General features: G+C 69.2%; 17 protein-coding genes. 11 read left to right on the top strand and 6 right to left on the bottom strand.

Annotation, left to right across the window (positions count from 1 at the left end; translation table 11 throughout):
* Positions 1–107: 107 nt before the first annotated feature.
* The 6 genes from RT2_RS04785 (at position 108) to RT2_RS04765 (ending at position 5716) form a co-directional block, all read left to right on the top strand.
* Positions 108–947: an alpha/beta hydrolase gene (locus RT2_RS04785; protein ID WP_072843383.1), complete on the top strand. Its 840-nt coding sequence runs from the start codon at positions 108–110 to the stop codon at positions 945–947.
* 60 nt (positions 948–1007) lie between these two features.
* Positions 1008–1811, top strand: coding sequence for an SDR family NAD(P)-dependent oxidoreductase (locus RT2_RS04780; protein WP_072843382.1), 804 nt, complete (start codon positions 1008–1010; stop codon positions 1809–1811).
* A gap of 41 nt (positions 1812–1852) precedes the next feature.
* Positions 1853–2971, top strand: coding sequence for a DUF5938 domain-containing protein (locus tag RT2_RS04775; protein WP_072843381.1), 1119 nt, complete (start codon positions 1853–1855; stop codon positions 2969–2971).
* Positions 2972–2984: 13 nt separating this feature from the next.
* The gene (locus RT2_RS04770) at positions 2985–4526 is read left to right on the top strand and encodes an acyl-CoA synthetase (protein WP_072843522.1); all 1542 of its coding nucleotides are present in this window, start codon (positions 2985–2987) and stop codon (positions 4524–4526) included.
* A 96-nt stretch (positions 4527–4622) separates the two neighbouring features.
* Positions 4623–4748: a hypothetical protein gene (locus RT2_RS26285; RefSeq protein ID WP_255312503.1), complete on the top strand. Its 126-nt coding sequence runs from the start codon at positions 4623–4625 to the stop codon at positions 4746–4748.
* 44 nt (positions 4749–4792) lie between these two features.
* Positions 4793–5716, top strand: a complete 924-nt coding sequence (locus tag RT2_RS04765) for an alpha/beta fold hydrolase (protein ID WP_072843521.1) — start codon at positions 4793–4795, stop codon at positions 5714–5716.
* Positions 5717–5804: 88 nt separating this feature from the next.
* On the opposite strand, the gene RT2_RS04760 is transcribed toward RT2_RS04765, so the two are convergent.
* Both RT2_RS04760 and RT2_RS04755 read right to left on the bottom strand, forming a co-directional pair.
* On the bottom strand, positions 5805–6278 hold the full coding sequence (locus RT2_RS04760; RefSeq protein WP_072843380.1) for a 5' nucleotidase, NT5C type: 474 nt from the start codon (positions 6276–6278) through the stop codon (positions 5805–5807).
* A 177-nt stretch (positions 6279–6455) separates the two neighbouring features.
* On the bottom strand, positions 6456–6893 hold the full coding sequence (locus tag RT2_RS04755) for a 6,7-dimethyl-8-ribityllumazine synthase (RefSeq protein WP_072843379.1): 438 nt from the start codon (positions 6891–6893) through the stop codon (positions 6456–6458).
* Between the two features lie 122 nt (positions 6894–7015).
* On the opposite strand from RT2_RS04755, the gene RT2_RS04750 reads away from it, so the two are divergent.
* A complete protein-coding gene (locus RT2_RS04750) occupies positions 7016–7324 on the top strand; it encodes a rhodanese-like domain-containing protein (protein ID WP_072843378.1) in 309 nt (102 codons plus the stop codon).
* Positions 7325–7393: 69 nt separating this feature from the next.
* On the opposite strand, the gene RT2_RS04745 is transcribed toward RT2_RS04750, so the two are convergent.
* The 4 genes from RT2_RS04745 to RT2_RS04730 form a co-directional block, all read right to left on the bottom strand.
* On the bottom strand, positions 7394–7759 hold the full coding sequence (locus RT2_RS04745) for a hypothetical protein (protein ID WP_072843377.1): 366 nt from the start codon (positions 7757–7759) through the stop codon (positions 7394–7396).
* Positions 7760–7877: 118 nt separating this feature from the next.
* Positions 7878–8249, bottom strand: coding sequence for a DUF5313 family protein (locus RT2_RS04740; RefSeq protein WP_072843376.1), 372 nt, complete (start codon positions 8247–8249; stop codon positions 7878–7880).
* Complete coding sequence (locus tag RT2_RS04735; RefSeq protein ID WP_072843375.1) at positions 8246–8719, bottom strand: MarR family winged helix-turn-helix transcriptional regulator; 474 nt, start codon at positions 8717–8719, stop codon at positions 8246–8248. The genes RT2_RS04740 and RT2_RS04735 overlap by 4 nt, the downstream gene beginning before the upstream one ends.
* 76 nt (positions 8720–8795) lie before the next feature.
* The gene (locus RT2_RS04730) at positions 8796–10541 is read right to left on the bottom strand and encodes a cytochrome c biogenesis protein DipZ (protein WP_072843374.1); all 1746 of its coding nucleotides are present in this window, start codon (positions 10539–10541) and stop codon (positions 8796–8798) included.
* Between the two features lie 176 nt (positions 10542–10717).
* On the opposite strand from RT2_RS04730, the gene RT2_RS04725 reads away from it, so the two are divergent.
* From RT2_RS04725 to RT2_RS04710, 4 genes are all read left to right on the top strand, one after another.
* The gene (locus RT2_RS04725; RefSeq protein WP_072843373.1) at positions 10718–11404 is read left to right on the top strand and encodes a fasciclin domain-containing protein; all 687 of its coding nucleotides are present in this window, start codon (positions 10718–10720) and stop codon (positions 11402–11404) included.
* A gap of 150 nt (positions 11405–11554) precedes the next feature.
* Complete coding sequence (gene sigK / locus RT2_RS04720) at positions 11555–12202, top strand: ECF RNA polymerase sigma factor SigK (RefSeq protein WP_072843520.1); 648 nt, start codon at positions 11555–11557, stop codon at positions 12200–12202.
* The gene (locus RT2_RS04715) at positions 12195–12983 is read left to right on the top strand and encodes an anti-sigma factor (protein ID WP_072843372.1); all 789 of its coding nucleotides are present in this window, start codon (positions 12195–12197) and stop codon (positions 12981–12983) included. The genes sigK and RT2_RS04715 overlap by 8 nt, the downstream gene beginning before the upstream one ends.
* Positions 12984–13077: 94 nt before the next feature.
* Positions 13078–14595: a flavin-containing monooxygenase gene (locus RT2_RS04710; RefSeq protein ID WP_072843371.1), complete on the top strand. Its 1518-nt coding sequence runs from the start codon at positions 13078–13080 to the stop codon at positions 14593–14595.
* Positions 14596–14703 lie beyond the last annotated feature (108 nt).

Here is a 14703-nt window from a genome sequence, read left to right as displayed (position 1 = left end):
TCCTCAGGCGGGAATCGCGACGTCTTCACGAGTCTGCCACGACCGCGACGCGACGCGGCCCCGCGTTGTCGGCCTGCTCGGCCCGCACTTCGGCCTATGCTCGGGCCGTGGCGCACACAGAGTCCTCCTTCACCGGCAACTACGGCACCCGGATCGTCTACGACGTGTGGACCCCGGAGGGTCCGCCGCGTGCGGCGCTGGTGCTTTCACACGGCTTCGGCGAGCATGCCCGCCGCTACGACCACGTGATCGCGCGGCTCGTCGACGACCTGGGCCTGGTCGTGTACGCCCTGGACCATCGCGGGCACGGGCGCTCCGGCGGCAAGCGGGTGGAGCTCAAGGCCTGGTCGGACTTCACCGACGACCTGGAGCGGCTGTTCGGAATCGTCGCCGAGGAGCGTCCGGGCCTGGACCGCTACCTGCTCGGCCACAGCATGGGCGGTGCGATCGCGCTGTCCTACGCGCTCGAGCACCAGGACCAGCTCACCGGCCTCATCCTGTCCGGCCCCGCGGTGGACGTGACCAGCGGGACGCCGGCGGTGGTGGTCGCGCTGGGCAAGGTCGTCGGCCGGATCGCCCCGTCGTTGCCGGTGCAGGCGCTGGACTCGAACCTCGTCTCCCGGGACGCTGACGTGGTGGCCCGCTACAACGCCGACCCGCTGGTGCACCACGGCAAGGTTCCGGCCGGCATCGCGCGCGGCCTGGTGGTCAACGCCGAGTCGCTGCCCACACGGCTGCCGGGTCTCCGGATTCCGTTGCTGCTGCTGCACGGCGGCGAGGACGGGCTGGTGAACGTGAACGGGAGCCGGATGATCGCCGCGACGGCGGGGTCTCAGGACCTGACCTACCACGAGTACGCGGGGCTGTTCCACGAGGTGTTCAACGAGCCCGAGCAGCAGAAGGTGCTCGACGACGTGGCCTCCTGGCTGGAGCCGCGGCTCGGCTGAGCCGGGCGAGCGCCCTGCCTCCCGCGGTATGATCCACACCACATCGGTGGAGGCAGTCGCATGAGTGTCTTTGATCTGAACGGCCGTACAGCCCTGGTCACCGGCGGTGCCCGGGGGTTGGGCGCCGGGATGGCGGAGGCGCTCGCGCGGGCAGGCGCTGCGGTGATGATCGGCGACGTCCTCGCCGAGGCCGGTCGGGAGACCGCGGACGCCATCGGCCGCTCCGGGGCGCGGTCCGGTTTCGTCGCGCTCGACGTGACTCGAGAGGACTCCTGGCAGGCGGCGGTGGCCGCGACCGTGGCGGAGCTGGGCGGCCTGGACGTCCTGGTCAACAACGCCGGCGTCGAGATCTCCTCGCTGGTGGTCGACCTGGACCCCGACGACATCCGGCGCATGTGCGAGGTGAACATCGTCGGCGTCGCGCTTGGCATGAAGCACGGCCTGCGCGCCATGCGTCCCGGCGGCGCGGCCGGGGCCGGCGGCGTCATCGTCAACGTGTCGTCGGTGGCGGCGACCATCCCGTTCCCCGGTATCGCCGCGTACTCGGCGACCAAGTCGGCGGTGGACCGGTTGACCCGGGTCGCGGCGCAGGAGTCCGGCAAGCTCGGCTACGGCGTGCGGGTGAACTGCGTCTTTCCCGGGCTGGTCGCCACCGAGATGGGGTTGGGGCTCGCCGCGGACATGGCGAGGCTCGGGCTGTGGCCGTCCGCGGAAGCAGCGGTCGGGGACGTGATCGGACTGACCCCGCTCGGACGGCTCGGCGAGGTGGCGGACATGGCCGACGCGGTGGTGTTCCTGGCGTCGGACGCGGCCCGATTTGTGACGGGCGTCGGGCTCCCGGTGGACGGTGGCATGGGCATGTAGCGCGTCGGCCCTCGCCCCGAGGGCAGGAAGGCAGCACCGACATGAGTACCAAACCTGTTGTGGTCTACGGTGTCTCCGGCTACACCGGCAGGCTGGTGTGCGAGTACCTCCGCGAGTTCAACGTCCCGTTCGTCGCCGCCGGACGCGACCGCGACCGCGTACAGGCCGTGGTCGACGCGGTGCCGGGCATCGAGACAGTCGACCACGAGGTGGTGGAGGTCGAGCACTCGGTCGAGGCATTGACCGAGTTGTTCACCGGCGCAAGGGTTGTCAGCAACATGGTCGGCCCGTTCATCAAATTCGGGTCGACGGTGGTGGAGGCCGCCCTGGCCGCGGGATGTCACTACACGGACACCACCGGCGAGCAGGACTGGGTGCTGGCCGCCCAGGCGGAGTTCGGCGCCGGCTACGCGCACAAGGGCCTGCTGCTCTCGCCTGGGGTCGCGCAGATGTACACCACCGGGGAGATCGCGGCGAACATCTGCCTGGAGAACCCAGGCCTGGACACGCTCGACATCCTGGTGCTGTGGAAGGGATTTCCCACCTACGCGTCGATGCAGACCATCTTCACGATCCTCAAGGCCGACTGGTACTACCTCGAGCAGAACCAGTACGTGAAGTGGACGACCGGCAGTGCCTTCGAGGTGGTGGTCCCAGGCCAGCACCAGACCGGTCTCGCCCTGCCTTGGGGCGGAACCTCGCACCCGGTGTGGTTCAAGGACGACCCGCGGGTGGCGAACTGCCGGGCCGTCGGCGGGGTCTTCGACCGGACCGTGATGGAGGGCGTCGTGCAGACCCAGAAGGTGGTCGAGGAACAGATCAAGACGCTGCCGCTGGACCAGCAGGAGGCCGCACTCGCCAAGATCGCCGGGTCCGTGCAGGCCGGCATGCCGCCGCGGGAGAACCCGCGGCTGAACTCCTCGCTGGACTCGGTGTACGCGTCCGGACCGTTGGGCCGGGCGCACTGCGTGATCCACGGGAACTGCAACTACAAGCAGACGGGCCTGCTGCAGGCCTACTCCGCGTATCGTCTGCTGCAGCAGCCTCCGCGGCGCGTCGGGCTGGCGTCGGCGTGCCAGGCCTTCGGTCACCGAGAGCTTCTCGGGGTATTGAGGAGTTTCGGCCTCGTCATGGAACCCGTTGTCACCGTGCAGGGTTGACGAACCGATGGTCATGCGGTTGAGCGACTACCTCGACAAGGGGGCGAGCCTCGGCGACTCTGCCCCCTGTCTCACGATGGGATCGGAGTCGATGTCGTATCGGGAGGTGCGGGAGCTCAGTGGCCGGATCGCCGCGGCCCTGACCCGGTCCGTCGGGCCCGGAGCGAAGGTGGCGATCCTGTCGGCGAACGACCCCATCGCGTTCACCTGCGGGTTCGGAATTGCGCGGGCCGGCGGGGTGTGGTGTCCGGTCAACCCCCGCAACGAGGCGCCCGAGAACCGGGACCTGCTGGAGCTTTTCGACTGCGAGTGCCTGATCTACCAGTCCGCGTTCGAACCGCTCGTCGAGCGGATCCGCGACGATCTGCCGAAGCTGACCACGCTGGTGTGCCTGGACCGGGACGGAGCGGACGTGCCGTCGCTCGGACGGTGGCTGGGGCCCGCGGACCCGCCACCGGTGGGGCTCGACACCCCCGTCTCGGTTCCCCCGGACGACGTCGTGATGCTCGTCGGCACCGGCGGTACCACTGGGAAACCCAAGGGCGTCATGCTCACCACCCGGAACATCGAGACGATGACCGCGCTGATGCTGATGGGGTATCCGTTCGAAGGCAGGCCCGTGTACCTGGCCCTGGCACCGCTGACCCACGCGGCCGGGGTTCTCAGCCTGCCCATCCTGGCGCTCGGCGGCGAGGTGGTGATCATGCCGAGGCCGGACCTCGGCGAGTTCCTCGCCCTCGTCGCGCGGCACCGGGTCACGCACACCTTCCTGCCGCCCACGCTGATCTACATGCTGCTCGAACAGCCGGACCTGTCGTCGACGGATCTTTCGTCGCTGCAATGCTTCTGGTACGGCGCAGCGCCGATCTCACCCGCTCGGCTCGAGGAGGCCATCGGCAAGTTGGGGCCGGTCATGGCGCAACTCTTCGGGCAGAGCGAGGCGCCGATGATGATCTCGACGATGCCGCCCGAGGACCACTTCCTCGCGGACGGGTCGATCGCCCGGAATCGACTGGCGTCCGCCGGGCGTCCGTCGCCGTTGGTGACCGTCGCGATCATGGACGCGGCGGGCCGGCTGCTGCCGGTCGGTGAGCGCGGCGAGGTGGTGGTCCGCAGTTCGCTGGTGATGGCCGGCTACTACAAGAACCCGGCGGCCACGGCGGAGGCCTCGATGCACGGCTGGCACCACACCGGCGACATCGGATACCTGGACGAGGACAACTACCTGTACATCGTCGACCGCGCCAAGGACATGATCATCACCGGCGGGTTCAACGTCTACTCGGTGGAGGTCGAGCAGGCGCTGATGGAGCACCCCGACGTCCAGGACTGCGGGGTGGTGGGACTTCCCGACGACAAGTGGGGCGAGCGAGTGGTGGCGGTGGTGCAGCCGCAGACCGGGCGCGCGGTGTCGTCGGCGGAGCTGATCGCCTTCGTCAGGGAACGCATCGGCGGCGTGAAAACGCCCAAGCAGGTGGAGGTCTGGTCGGACCTCCCTCGTTCCAAGGTCGGCAAGGTGCTCAAGAACGAGATCAGGTCCCGGTTGCTGAACTAGCCGCAGGTGGGCGAAGTGCGTCGTTCGGCCGCGCATCCTCAGGGAGATTGGGTACCGTCGCGAGACCCCGACCGCCCTCTTCCGAACAGGTTTCCCTTGACCGGCGACATGATCCACCGACGCTTCGGCACCCTCGGTGCCGGGGTGCTGCTGCCCCTGTCCTTTCGTGCCGCGCTCGCCCGCTCGGTCGAGCGCGCCGTCCCGGTCCGGAGCGGCACGTGAAGACCGAAGTGACGCACCGGATCCTGCCGGTGAACGGGATCGAGATGCACGTCGCCGAGCGGGGCGAGGGCAGGCCGGTGGTGCTCTGCCACGGATTCCCGGGGCTGTGGTTCAGCTGGCGTCACCAGCTCGACGCGTTGGCGGCGGCGGGGTACCGGGTGATCGCCCCGGACATGCGCGGCTACGGGCGCACCTCGGTACCGTCGGACGTCGCGGCCTACGACCGGGCGCACACCGTCGCGGACATGGTCGGCCTGCTCGACGCGCTGGGTCTCGAGCAGGCGGTGTTCGCGGGGCACGACTTCGGGGCCCACCTGGTGTGGGACCTGCCCGCGTGGGCGCCCGGCCGGGTGTCAGCGCTGATGCAGCTCAGCGTCCCGCGCACCCCGCGACTGCCCGTGCAGCCGAGCGTCGGATTCCGGTACCTGGCGTCCCAGCACTTTGCGCACGTGCACTACTTCCAGGAGCGTGGCGTCGCGGACCGGGAGCTGGGCGAGAACACCCGGGAGTTCCTGGCCAAGCTCTTCCACGCACTCAGCGGCGCGAACCGGTACCTCGACTGCTGGGAGTTCCCGTCGGAGGGCAACGGCTACCTGGACGTGCTGCCGGAGCCACCCGCGCTGCCGTGGAACTGGCTGGACGAAGACGAGTTCGGCTACTACGTGGCGGAATTCGAGCGCACCGGGTTCACCGGTGGACTCAACTGGTACCGCGCCGAGGATGCGGTGTGGGCGCAGAACGAGGCGCTGCACGAGCGTCCGGTGGAGGTGCCGGTCACCTTCATCGCGGGGGAGAAGGATCCGGTGCTCGAGATGATGGGCCGGGACCCGTTCGCAGCCATGCGGAAGCTGGTGCCCGGGCTGGTGTCCACCCACGTGATCCCCGGCGCCGGGCACTTCGTGCAGATGGAGAAGCCGGCCGAGGTGAACGCGGCGATGATCGAGTTCCTGGGCGGCCTGCCCGCCTGACCGATGCTGCTGGACTGACCGAATGCCGCAACCGTTCGTCGAAGTGAACGAATCGCGACATTCGGCCGACCCGAGGGCGGCGGCGCAGTCACTTCCGGTCGAGGAGGTACTTCGTGACGGCGGCCCAGTCTGGGAAGGCGGGCGAACCGAACGTGACCAGTTCGCCCTCGAACTCGCCGGCCCCGTTGGCCGTCCGGTCGTCGACCAGGAAGTCGCCGCGGTTGAGGTTCTTGTGGTGCGAGAGGATCAGCCGCTTGTAGGCGACGGAGTCCGGGCCGAAACCGAAGTGCCGCTGCACCCACAGCGCCTTGTCGTGCCAGGCGGAGGCATTTGCCCAGGGGGCGGTGGACAGGATGTAGGTGTCGAAGTGCCCGGCCAGCTCGGTGTACGCCTCGATCGCGCCGGGCAGCGGGTCCATGGTGGCGAAGATGCCGGGAATCTCGTCGAAGTCGCCGTCGTGCCTGGCCCGCATTTCGGGGTGGGCGCGGTTGATGCCGGACGGGAAGTCGACCAGCGTGTTGTCCAGGTCGACGTACAGGATCTTCTTCTCGGTTTCGGGCACAGTGCTCCTTCAGCGCGTCGGCGGAGAGTTCGGGAGTTCCGGGATCGAGCGGGAACTTCCTCGACCGCTCGATCCGGAGTATTGCACCGGCCACCGACACCCGTGCCCCTGTTCCCCAATGTCACATTGGGGAACCCGGGGGTACCCGATGTGACATTGGGGAGCGTTCGGGGGCGACTACTTGATCGTGGCGAGCGAGGCCAGGGTGCCGGAGCAGGCGTCGGCCACCTCGGCGCCCTTCTTGTCGAAGTGTGCGGTGAAGAAGTCGGCGTGGTCGGCGTGCTCGTGGAAGTGGTGCGGGGTGAGGACGGCCGAGAACACCGGCACGTCGGTGTCGAGCTGCACCCGCATCAGGCCGTCGATGACGGCGGACGCGACGAACTCGTGCCGGTAGATTCCGCCGTCGACGACCAGGCCGGCGGCGACGATCGCGTCGAAGCGGCCGGTGCGGGCGAGCCGCAGCGCGTGCAGCGGGATCTCGAAGGCGCCGGGGGTCTCGAAGAACTCGATCTCGGCGGGATCGTGCCCGAGCTCGCGCCAGTGGGCCACGAAGGCGTCCCGTGCGCGGTCGACGATGGACCGGTGCCAGGTGGACTGAACGAAGGCGATGCTCATGGTCTTGATGCTAGGACCGTGGCTGGGCAACAGCGAACCGGGCACCGACTCTGTGCCACCGAGCGGGACGGTCTCTATACCCCCTTGGGTATGATCGGAGCAACCGACGAGAAGAGGAACCCATGCAGCAGGTGGATCTGGCCGCGCTCGAGCAGGCGCTGGTCGACGGTGCCCCGGTGATCGACGTCCGCGAGGCGGACGAGTACGCGCAGGCCCACGTGCCGGGTGTGACCCTGATCCCGCTCAGCGAGTTTGCCGCTCGTTACGGCGAGATCCCTTCGGCACCCGCCGTTTTTGTGATCTGCGCGATGGGCGGACGCAGTGCGCAGGCGGCGTCGTTCCTCGGTGCCGCGGGCATCAACGCCGTCAACGTCGCGGGCGGCACCGACGCCTGGATCGCCTCGGGTCGACCGGTCGAGACGGGCGCCTGAGCCCCCCGCTCACGTGCGGAGCGCCCGACGCCCGTCGGCCCGTCGACTGCCGGACCCGACCGGTGGGTGTCAGGAGAAGGTCGCGGTCACGTTGTGCCTGCCCGGGTTCATCCAGGCGGTCACGACGCCCTTCTTCTTCTGCGGGTCGTTTCCGCCGCAGCCGACGACGAGCCTGAACCGGCCGGCGTCATTGGCCGTGTACCGGTAGGTCTTCAGCCAGGTGGACCCGGGTGCGTCGCTGATCTTCGCCCAACCGGATTCTCCGTTCTCGCTCTGCACCCACGCGACCGTCGGGGCCGAGTTCTGCGGGCCCTTCTTGCAGGTCAGCGTCCCGAATACGGTCTGGGGCGTCAACGCCTGAGCGGGGGGTGCCGCGAGGATGGCGGGCACGGCGACCAGGGCGGCGGCAGCGGCCGCGGCCTTCAGTAGGCGCATGTGGATCCTTTCGACAGTGTGAGACTTTCGAAATCACCAGATGCAGCAGTCTATGAAGTTTTGGGCGCGGGCATCCCGCTTTCGCGCGACCGGCCCTTCGCAGAGCGGACCGGGGGCGTCAGCGCCAGGTGTCGCTGTAGGAGTTCTCCTTGGCGGCCTGGGCGGCCTTGCGCCTCGGGTTGTCGAGTTCCATCGGCAGGCCGTTCTTCTGCAGTCGCCGAGCCCGGTTCTGGTGGATGTAGACCACCGAGTAGAACAACGCGAGCAGCACGCCGAGCAGCACCATCGAGCCGCGCAGCCACAGCGGCCCCGGGAACAGCATGAAGATCACGAACAGCGGCACGAACGGCACCATCGCCCGGACCAGGTGCCGGACCACGTAGTGGTCGCCGGTGATGTCGTTGAGCACCCAGTCGTTCATCGACTCGGGCAGCTTCGCGCCGCACGCGTACGCGATCCACTGCACGGGGTTGGGGCGGGTTTTGCTCATGAGTTCAGTGCTCCTGCCTGGAGTGCTGCGCGGTTGATGTTGGTGAGGACGCGGTGCAGTTCCTCGAGTTCGGGCAGCCCGACACCGAGGCGGGCGACGACGGCTCCGGGGATGCGCTCGGCCTGGGTGCGCAGTGCGCGGCCGGCGTCGGTGAGGTCGACTACCAGCTGACGTTCGTCGTCGGCGCTGCGGGTTCGGGTGATCAGGCCCGACGCCTCCAGTCGCTTGAGCAGCGGGGACAGCGTCGGGGAGTCGAGCTGCAGGGCCGTGCCGATCGCCTTCACCGACATCGGAGCCTCGCCCCAGAGGGCCAGCATCACGAGGTACTGCGGGTGCGTCAGGCCCATCGGTTCGAGCAGGGGGCGGTACACCGAGAGCACCGCACGGTTCGCGACGGCGAGCGCGAAGCAGACCTGGCGGTCCAGGGCGAGCATGTCGCCGTCCGGGTGCGTGGCTTCGGCGAGGGTCATGTCGTGAATCGTACACGAATAGATCGCGCACTAACTAAATTGGGCTGAAGACGCCTGCAGCTGAGCTGCTCCTGGGTCAGCCGTAGGTGAACGAGTACGCCTGGAGTCCCGGGGTGAGGGCCACGTCGAGCCGGCCGCGGCTGACGGTGTCGTCGTCGACGAGCGGGTACAGCGTCGGTGGTCCGCTGACCGGAATCGCCTTCGGCCTGCCGTCCCGGGTGACGGTCACGGTGCCGGTACCGCCGACCACCAGGTAGACGTCGCGGCCGTGGTAGTCGAGCGCGATGCTCGCGTCGTCGCTCTCGGCGGTGGCGCCCTGGAAGTCCAGGGTCCATCGGCCGCGGTACGCGAAGCTGTCGTCGGGCAGGACGGCCGGGTAGTCGAACGTGGCGCTGCCCTCGGAGTAGCGTCCCGCGCCGCCGTAGTTCACCATTTTGCCTACCCCCAAATAGGTTTCGGGCGTGGTGCTGGACTGGGGGGTCATGTCCGCGCCGGCGGTGGCGCCGGGCAGCGTCGCGTCCGGGTTGGCATCCTCGAGCAGCCGACGGATCAGCTTCTCGGTGACGTCGTAGTCGCCCTCGCCGAACTTGATGTGCCGCACGGTGCCCGACGCGTCGATCAGGTACTCCGCGGGCCAGTACCGGTTGCGGTAGTTGGTCCAGGTGGAGTAGCTGTTGTCCAGCGCCACCGGGTAGGTGATGCCGAGTCCGGCGGCGCCGTCGACGACGTTGGACTCGACGCGTTCGAAGGCGTATTCGGGCGTGTGGACGCCGATCACCTCGAGCCCGGCTGTGCGGTAGGCGTCGTACCAGTCGGCGACGTGCGGGACGGACCGCTGGCAGTTGATGCACGAGTACGCCCAGAAGTCGATCAGGACGACCTTGCCGCGCAACGACTTCAGGTCCACCGGCGTGCCGCCCGGCGTGTTCAGCCACCCGTCGATCCCGGTGATGTCCGGCGCCGTGCCGCAGCTCTCGAGCTCGGTGGCGCCGTCCGTGCAGTTCGCCAGGTCGCGGTTCTGGTCGTTGACGATGCCGCCCAGGTCGAGCTTGCCGCGGACCTGGCTGCTGGCGGCGAAACTGTCCTGCAGGGAGCTGGTGTAGTCGGGCACCGCACGCTGCAGCACCGCGGGCAGGTTGAAGACCAGCGCGACGGCGAGGCCGATCATCAGGAGCCCGCCGGTGATGCGGATGCCGCGCTCGTGCCGACGGAACGCGGTGACCCGCTCGGCAATCCGGCGTCCGGCGAGCGAGAAGACCAGCAGCGGCAGGGCCGCGCCGACCGCGAAGGACAGGGTGAGCACGATCGTGGGCAGTCCGATGTCGCCGGTGGCGCCCGCGACCACGATGGCCGCGAGGACCGGGCCGGCGCACGGCACGTACAGCACCCCGAGGGCCAGTCCGAGACCGAAGCCGCTCCGCCCGGCGCCGACCGGACGCTGCGGGATCCGGGAGAACGGCCGCTCGAGAAGCCGCTCGACCGCGGGGAAGATCAGGCCCATGCCGATCAGGGTCAGGACGACCAGGCCGACCCAGCGCACTGCGTTCTGCGGCAGGTGCAGGAGCGAGAGCAGCAGGGAACCCGCGAGCGTGAAGACGCTGAAACTCAGGACCAGACCGGCGATCACGCGGTACGGGCGCAACCGGTCGCCGAGGGTGGGCTCGGCCCGGACCTCGGTCGCGACCGCACCCGGCGGGGCGTCGGGCACGGTCCGGGCGTTCTGCACGCCGGAGAAGAAGATCACCGGGAGGACCGGGAGGATGCACGGGGAGATGCCGGTGATCAGCCCGCCGAGAAATCCGATCAGCGCGAGTGTTTGCATGCCGGGTATTCGGAGCCGGCCGACTCCCGGCTGGGTTCGTGTCGATTTCCGCGTCGGAGTCTCGCCGGAAGAGTTTTCGAATCCGACCCATCCGCGCCCGCGATCACACCGAATACCCCTCGACAGAACAGATGTCGGGCGGTCGGCCCGGTTGCGATCGAAGGAGTGAATGGTCCATGAAGAATCTTCAGCACAAGGCATGTGTCGCGGTGAGCCTCGCGGCGGTCGGCGTCCTGGGCCTGTCCGCCTGCTCGAGCAACGACTCGAGTTCGTCCGACGGGGGCCCGAGCGCGATGACCCAGGACGAGATGACCGGGTCGGCGATGACCTCGGGGACGATGGCCTCAGGGGCACAGGCGAACCCGGCGGCGGACCTGGTCGGCCCGGGCTGCGCGGAGTATGCGGCGACGGTGCCGACCGGGGCCGGCTCGGTGACCGGGATGGCACAGGACCCGGTTGCGGTGGCAGCGTCGAACAACCCGTTGCTGACCACGCTGGTCTCCGCGGTCTCCGGGCAGCTCAACCCGGACGTCAACCTGGTCGACACGCTCAACGGCGGACAGTTCACGGTGTTCGCGCCCGTGGACGCGGCGTTCGCGAAGGTCGACCCGGCCACCGTCGACTCACTGAAGACCGACTCGGCGACGCTGACGAAGGTGCTCACCTATCACGTGGTCCCGGGGCAGATCGGCCCCGCGAACATCGACGGCCAGCACCCGACGGTGGAGGGCGGCACGGTCACGGTCACCGGGTCCGGCGACAACCTGAAGGTCAACGACGCGGCGGTGATCTGCGGTGGCGTGCACACGGCCAATGCGACCGTCTACCTGATCGACTCGGTGCTGACGCCGCCCGCTCAGTAGACGACGCACGGTGGGGCCGGCCGATCGGAGCCGGCCCATCCGCCGTCCGAGCGGCTCCGAATCACCTGCGTGAAGCGGGAGGTGTCGATTGTGGACGGCAGAAGCGGCGACGTCATGTGTGCCGACGGGCACGTGAGCGACAATGGTGCGATGGACACCGACGGCTCCGAAGACTCGCACGCGGATGCCGACGGTGACCGAGCCTGCCCGGTGACGCCGACCGGCGTCACCGGTGACGTGGCGCAGGCGCGCCGACTGACGGAGCTGCTGGCGGCGGTGGCCGATGGGGACCGCCGCGCGTTCGCCGACTTCTACGACCTGACCTGCAGCCGGGTCTTCGGCCTGTCGACCCGGATCCTGCGGAACCCCGCGCTGGCCGAGGAGGTCACGCAGGAGGTGTACCTGCAGATCTGGTCGGGCGCCGGACGCTACGACCCGGCCCGCTCCAGCCCGGTCGGGTGGCTGATGACGCTGACCCACCGACGCACCGTCGACCGGGTCCGGGCCGAGCAGTCCGCCTCGGACCGCAACACCGTGTACGGGTACGCGCAACTGGGCCGCGACCACGACGTGGTGGTCGAAGAGGTCGGCCAGCGCCTCGACGAGCAGGCCGTCGTGGGCTGCCTGGACTCCCTGACCGCGACGCAGCGTGAGGCGATCGGGTTGGCCTACTACGGCGGCCGGACCTACCGGGAGGTGGCCGACCAACTGGACGTGGCGCTGCCGACGATCAAGTCACGCATCCGAGACGGACTCATACGACTGAAGAACTGCCTGGGGGTGAGCACCGATGCCTGAGACCACGACTCCGCCTGGCGGCGACGGACTTCTCGAGTTGGCCTACGTGTACGCGCTCGGCGCGGTCTCGGACTCCGAGCGGCGCGAGATCGCCGAGCGGCTCGCCGCGGCGGATGCGGACACCTCGGCGCAGTTCACGCGGATCGTGCGCGAGGTGCGGGAGACGACGGCCAGGATGTCGGTACTCGACGCCGCCACGCCGCCGTCGGACCTGCGGGCCCGGATCCTGGCCGCGGTGGACGAGGACGGGGTCGGGGTTGACGGCGGCGGGGCTGCCAGTGGCGGGGTCGTCACCGATCTGGACGTCCGCCGGGCCGCGCGTCGGCGGCGCTGGACGCGGGTGATCGCGGCCGCGGCGGCCGTCGTCGTGATCGGGGTCGGCGGGGCGGTGGCCGTGAACCAGCTTTCCGACAACCAGCCCGCGCAGCCGAGCGTGGCGCAGGTCATGTCGGAGCCGAACTCCCTGACCGCCAGTGCCGAGGTGGCCGGGGGCAGCGTCAGCATCACCGCGTCGCGGCAGCTCGACGCCGCCGTCGTCTCGCTCGAGTCGGTGCCGCCGCCGCCCGCGGGGCAGGTCTACCAGATGTGGCTGATGCCGGCGGACGGGACGGCCGAGTCGGCCCGGTCGGCCGGGACCATGAGCGCGGACACCATGCCGCCGCCGTCCGGCGAGGTCATCACCGGTCTCGGGGACGCGCAGACCGTCGCGATCACCGTCGAACCCGGCACCGGTTCGCCGTCCCCGACGACCGAACCGATCGTCCAGCTCTCGCTGGCCTGAACGGCTCCGCGGTCGCCCGCGATACCCGGGCAGGTGGGGTACGCGCGACGTAGTGTCGGCACCGACGTGGCGGAACTCGGTTGGAGGGCTTTCGATGGCGGCACAGCACCACAGGGCGGGGCACTACGACGCGGTGATCGTCGGCGCCGGGTTCGGCGGGATGGGAGCCGCGATCCAGCTCGAACGACTGGGTCTGGACAACCTCGCGATCCTCGAACGCGAGGACGACCTGGGCGGCACGTGGCACGTCAACCGCTACCCCGGCCTGGCCGTCGACATCGCGTCGGTGACGTACTCCTACTCGTTCGAGCCGAACCCGTACTGGTCGCGACTGTTCGCCCCCGGCGCGGAGCTCAAGCGGTACGCCGACCACGTCGCCGACAAGTACGACCTGCGCCGGCACATGCGCTTCGGCGCCGTCGTCGAGGGCGCCCGCTGGGACGAGGAGGCGCAGCACTGGGTGGTGTCCGTCCAGGGGCAGCCGCCCGTCACGGCCCGGTACCTGCTCACCGCGACGGGGTTCCTGTCGCAGCCACACACGCCGGACATCGCCGGCATCGACTCGTTCGCCGGGAAGGTCATCCACACCACGGCATGGGACGAGGACTACGACCTGACCGGCACCCGGACCGCGATCGTCGGGACCGGTGCCACCGCCGTGCAGCTGATCCCGGAGGTGGCCCGCAGGGCCGCGGAACTGACCGTCTACCAACGGACCCCGATCTGGGTGCTGCCGAAGGTGGACACGGCGATCCCGGGTGTGGTGCAGCGGCTCTTTGCGCGGGTGCCGGCGGTCCAGCGTGCGGCGCGCGCGGTGAGCTCGGGGATCCTCGAGGCGGTGATGGTGAGCGCGGTGCTGCACTTCCGTCAGACGAAGCTGCTGAACAGGGGCGCCGCCGCGGCGTCCCGGGGACACCTGCGCGCCCAGGTCGCCGACCCCGATCTGCGCCGAAAGCTGACGCCGGACTACGACTTCGGGTGCAAGCGGCCCACCTTCTCCAACAGCTACTACCGCACCTTCACCAAGCCGCACGTGCACCTCGAGACCGAGACGATCGAGCGCATCGAGCCGGATGCCGTCGTCACCGCGGACGGCCGCCGGACCGAGATCGACACCCTGGTCCTGGCCACCGGCTTCAACCTGTGGGACGTGAACTTCCCGGCGATCGAGATAATCGGCCGGGAGGGCCGCAGCCTCGGGAAGTGGTGGCGCGACAATCGTTTCCAGGCCTACGAGGGCGTCTCGGTGCCGCAGTTCCCGAACTACCTGACCCTGGCCGGCCCGTACTCGTACAGCGGCCTGTCGTACTTCACCACCATCGAGTCGCAGATGGCGCACATGGAGCGACTGTTCGGCGAGATGCGACGGCGCGGCGCGGACGTGTTCGAGGTGACCGAGCGGGCCAACGACGAGTTCCTGGACCGGATGACCGAGAAGCTGGGCGACTCGGTGTTCTACGGCGGCAACTGCCGGACGGCACGCAGCTACTACTTCAACCAGCACGGTGAGGCGGCGATCCTGCGGCCGACGTCGACGGGCAATGCATTCCGGGAGGCGCGAAGCTTTCCGCTGGACGACTACCGGTTCGAGACGTCCACTGTCACGGCATGAGGGCTGATTACTCCCCATTTAACCGAAGATGACCAATGCTTATGAAACACGTGCTAGTTTTCGGCTTCGGTCATGTGTGATGCGCAGCACAGTGCCGAGTGCGTCAGG

The organism is Rhodococcus tukisamuensis NBRC 100609, from assembly GCF_001894985.1.
GTDB lineage: Bacteria > Actinomycetota > Actinomycetes > Mycobacteriales > Mycobacteriaceae > Rhodococcus_G > Rhodococcus_G tukisamuensis.
Note: the sequence above shows the minus strand (reverse complement) of the source record. Positions and strands in the feature narration are given on the sequence as shown.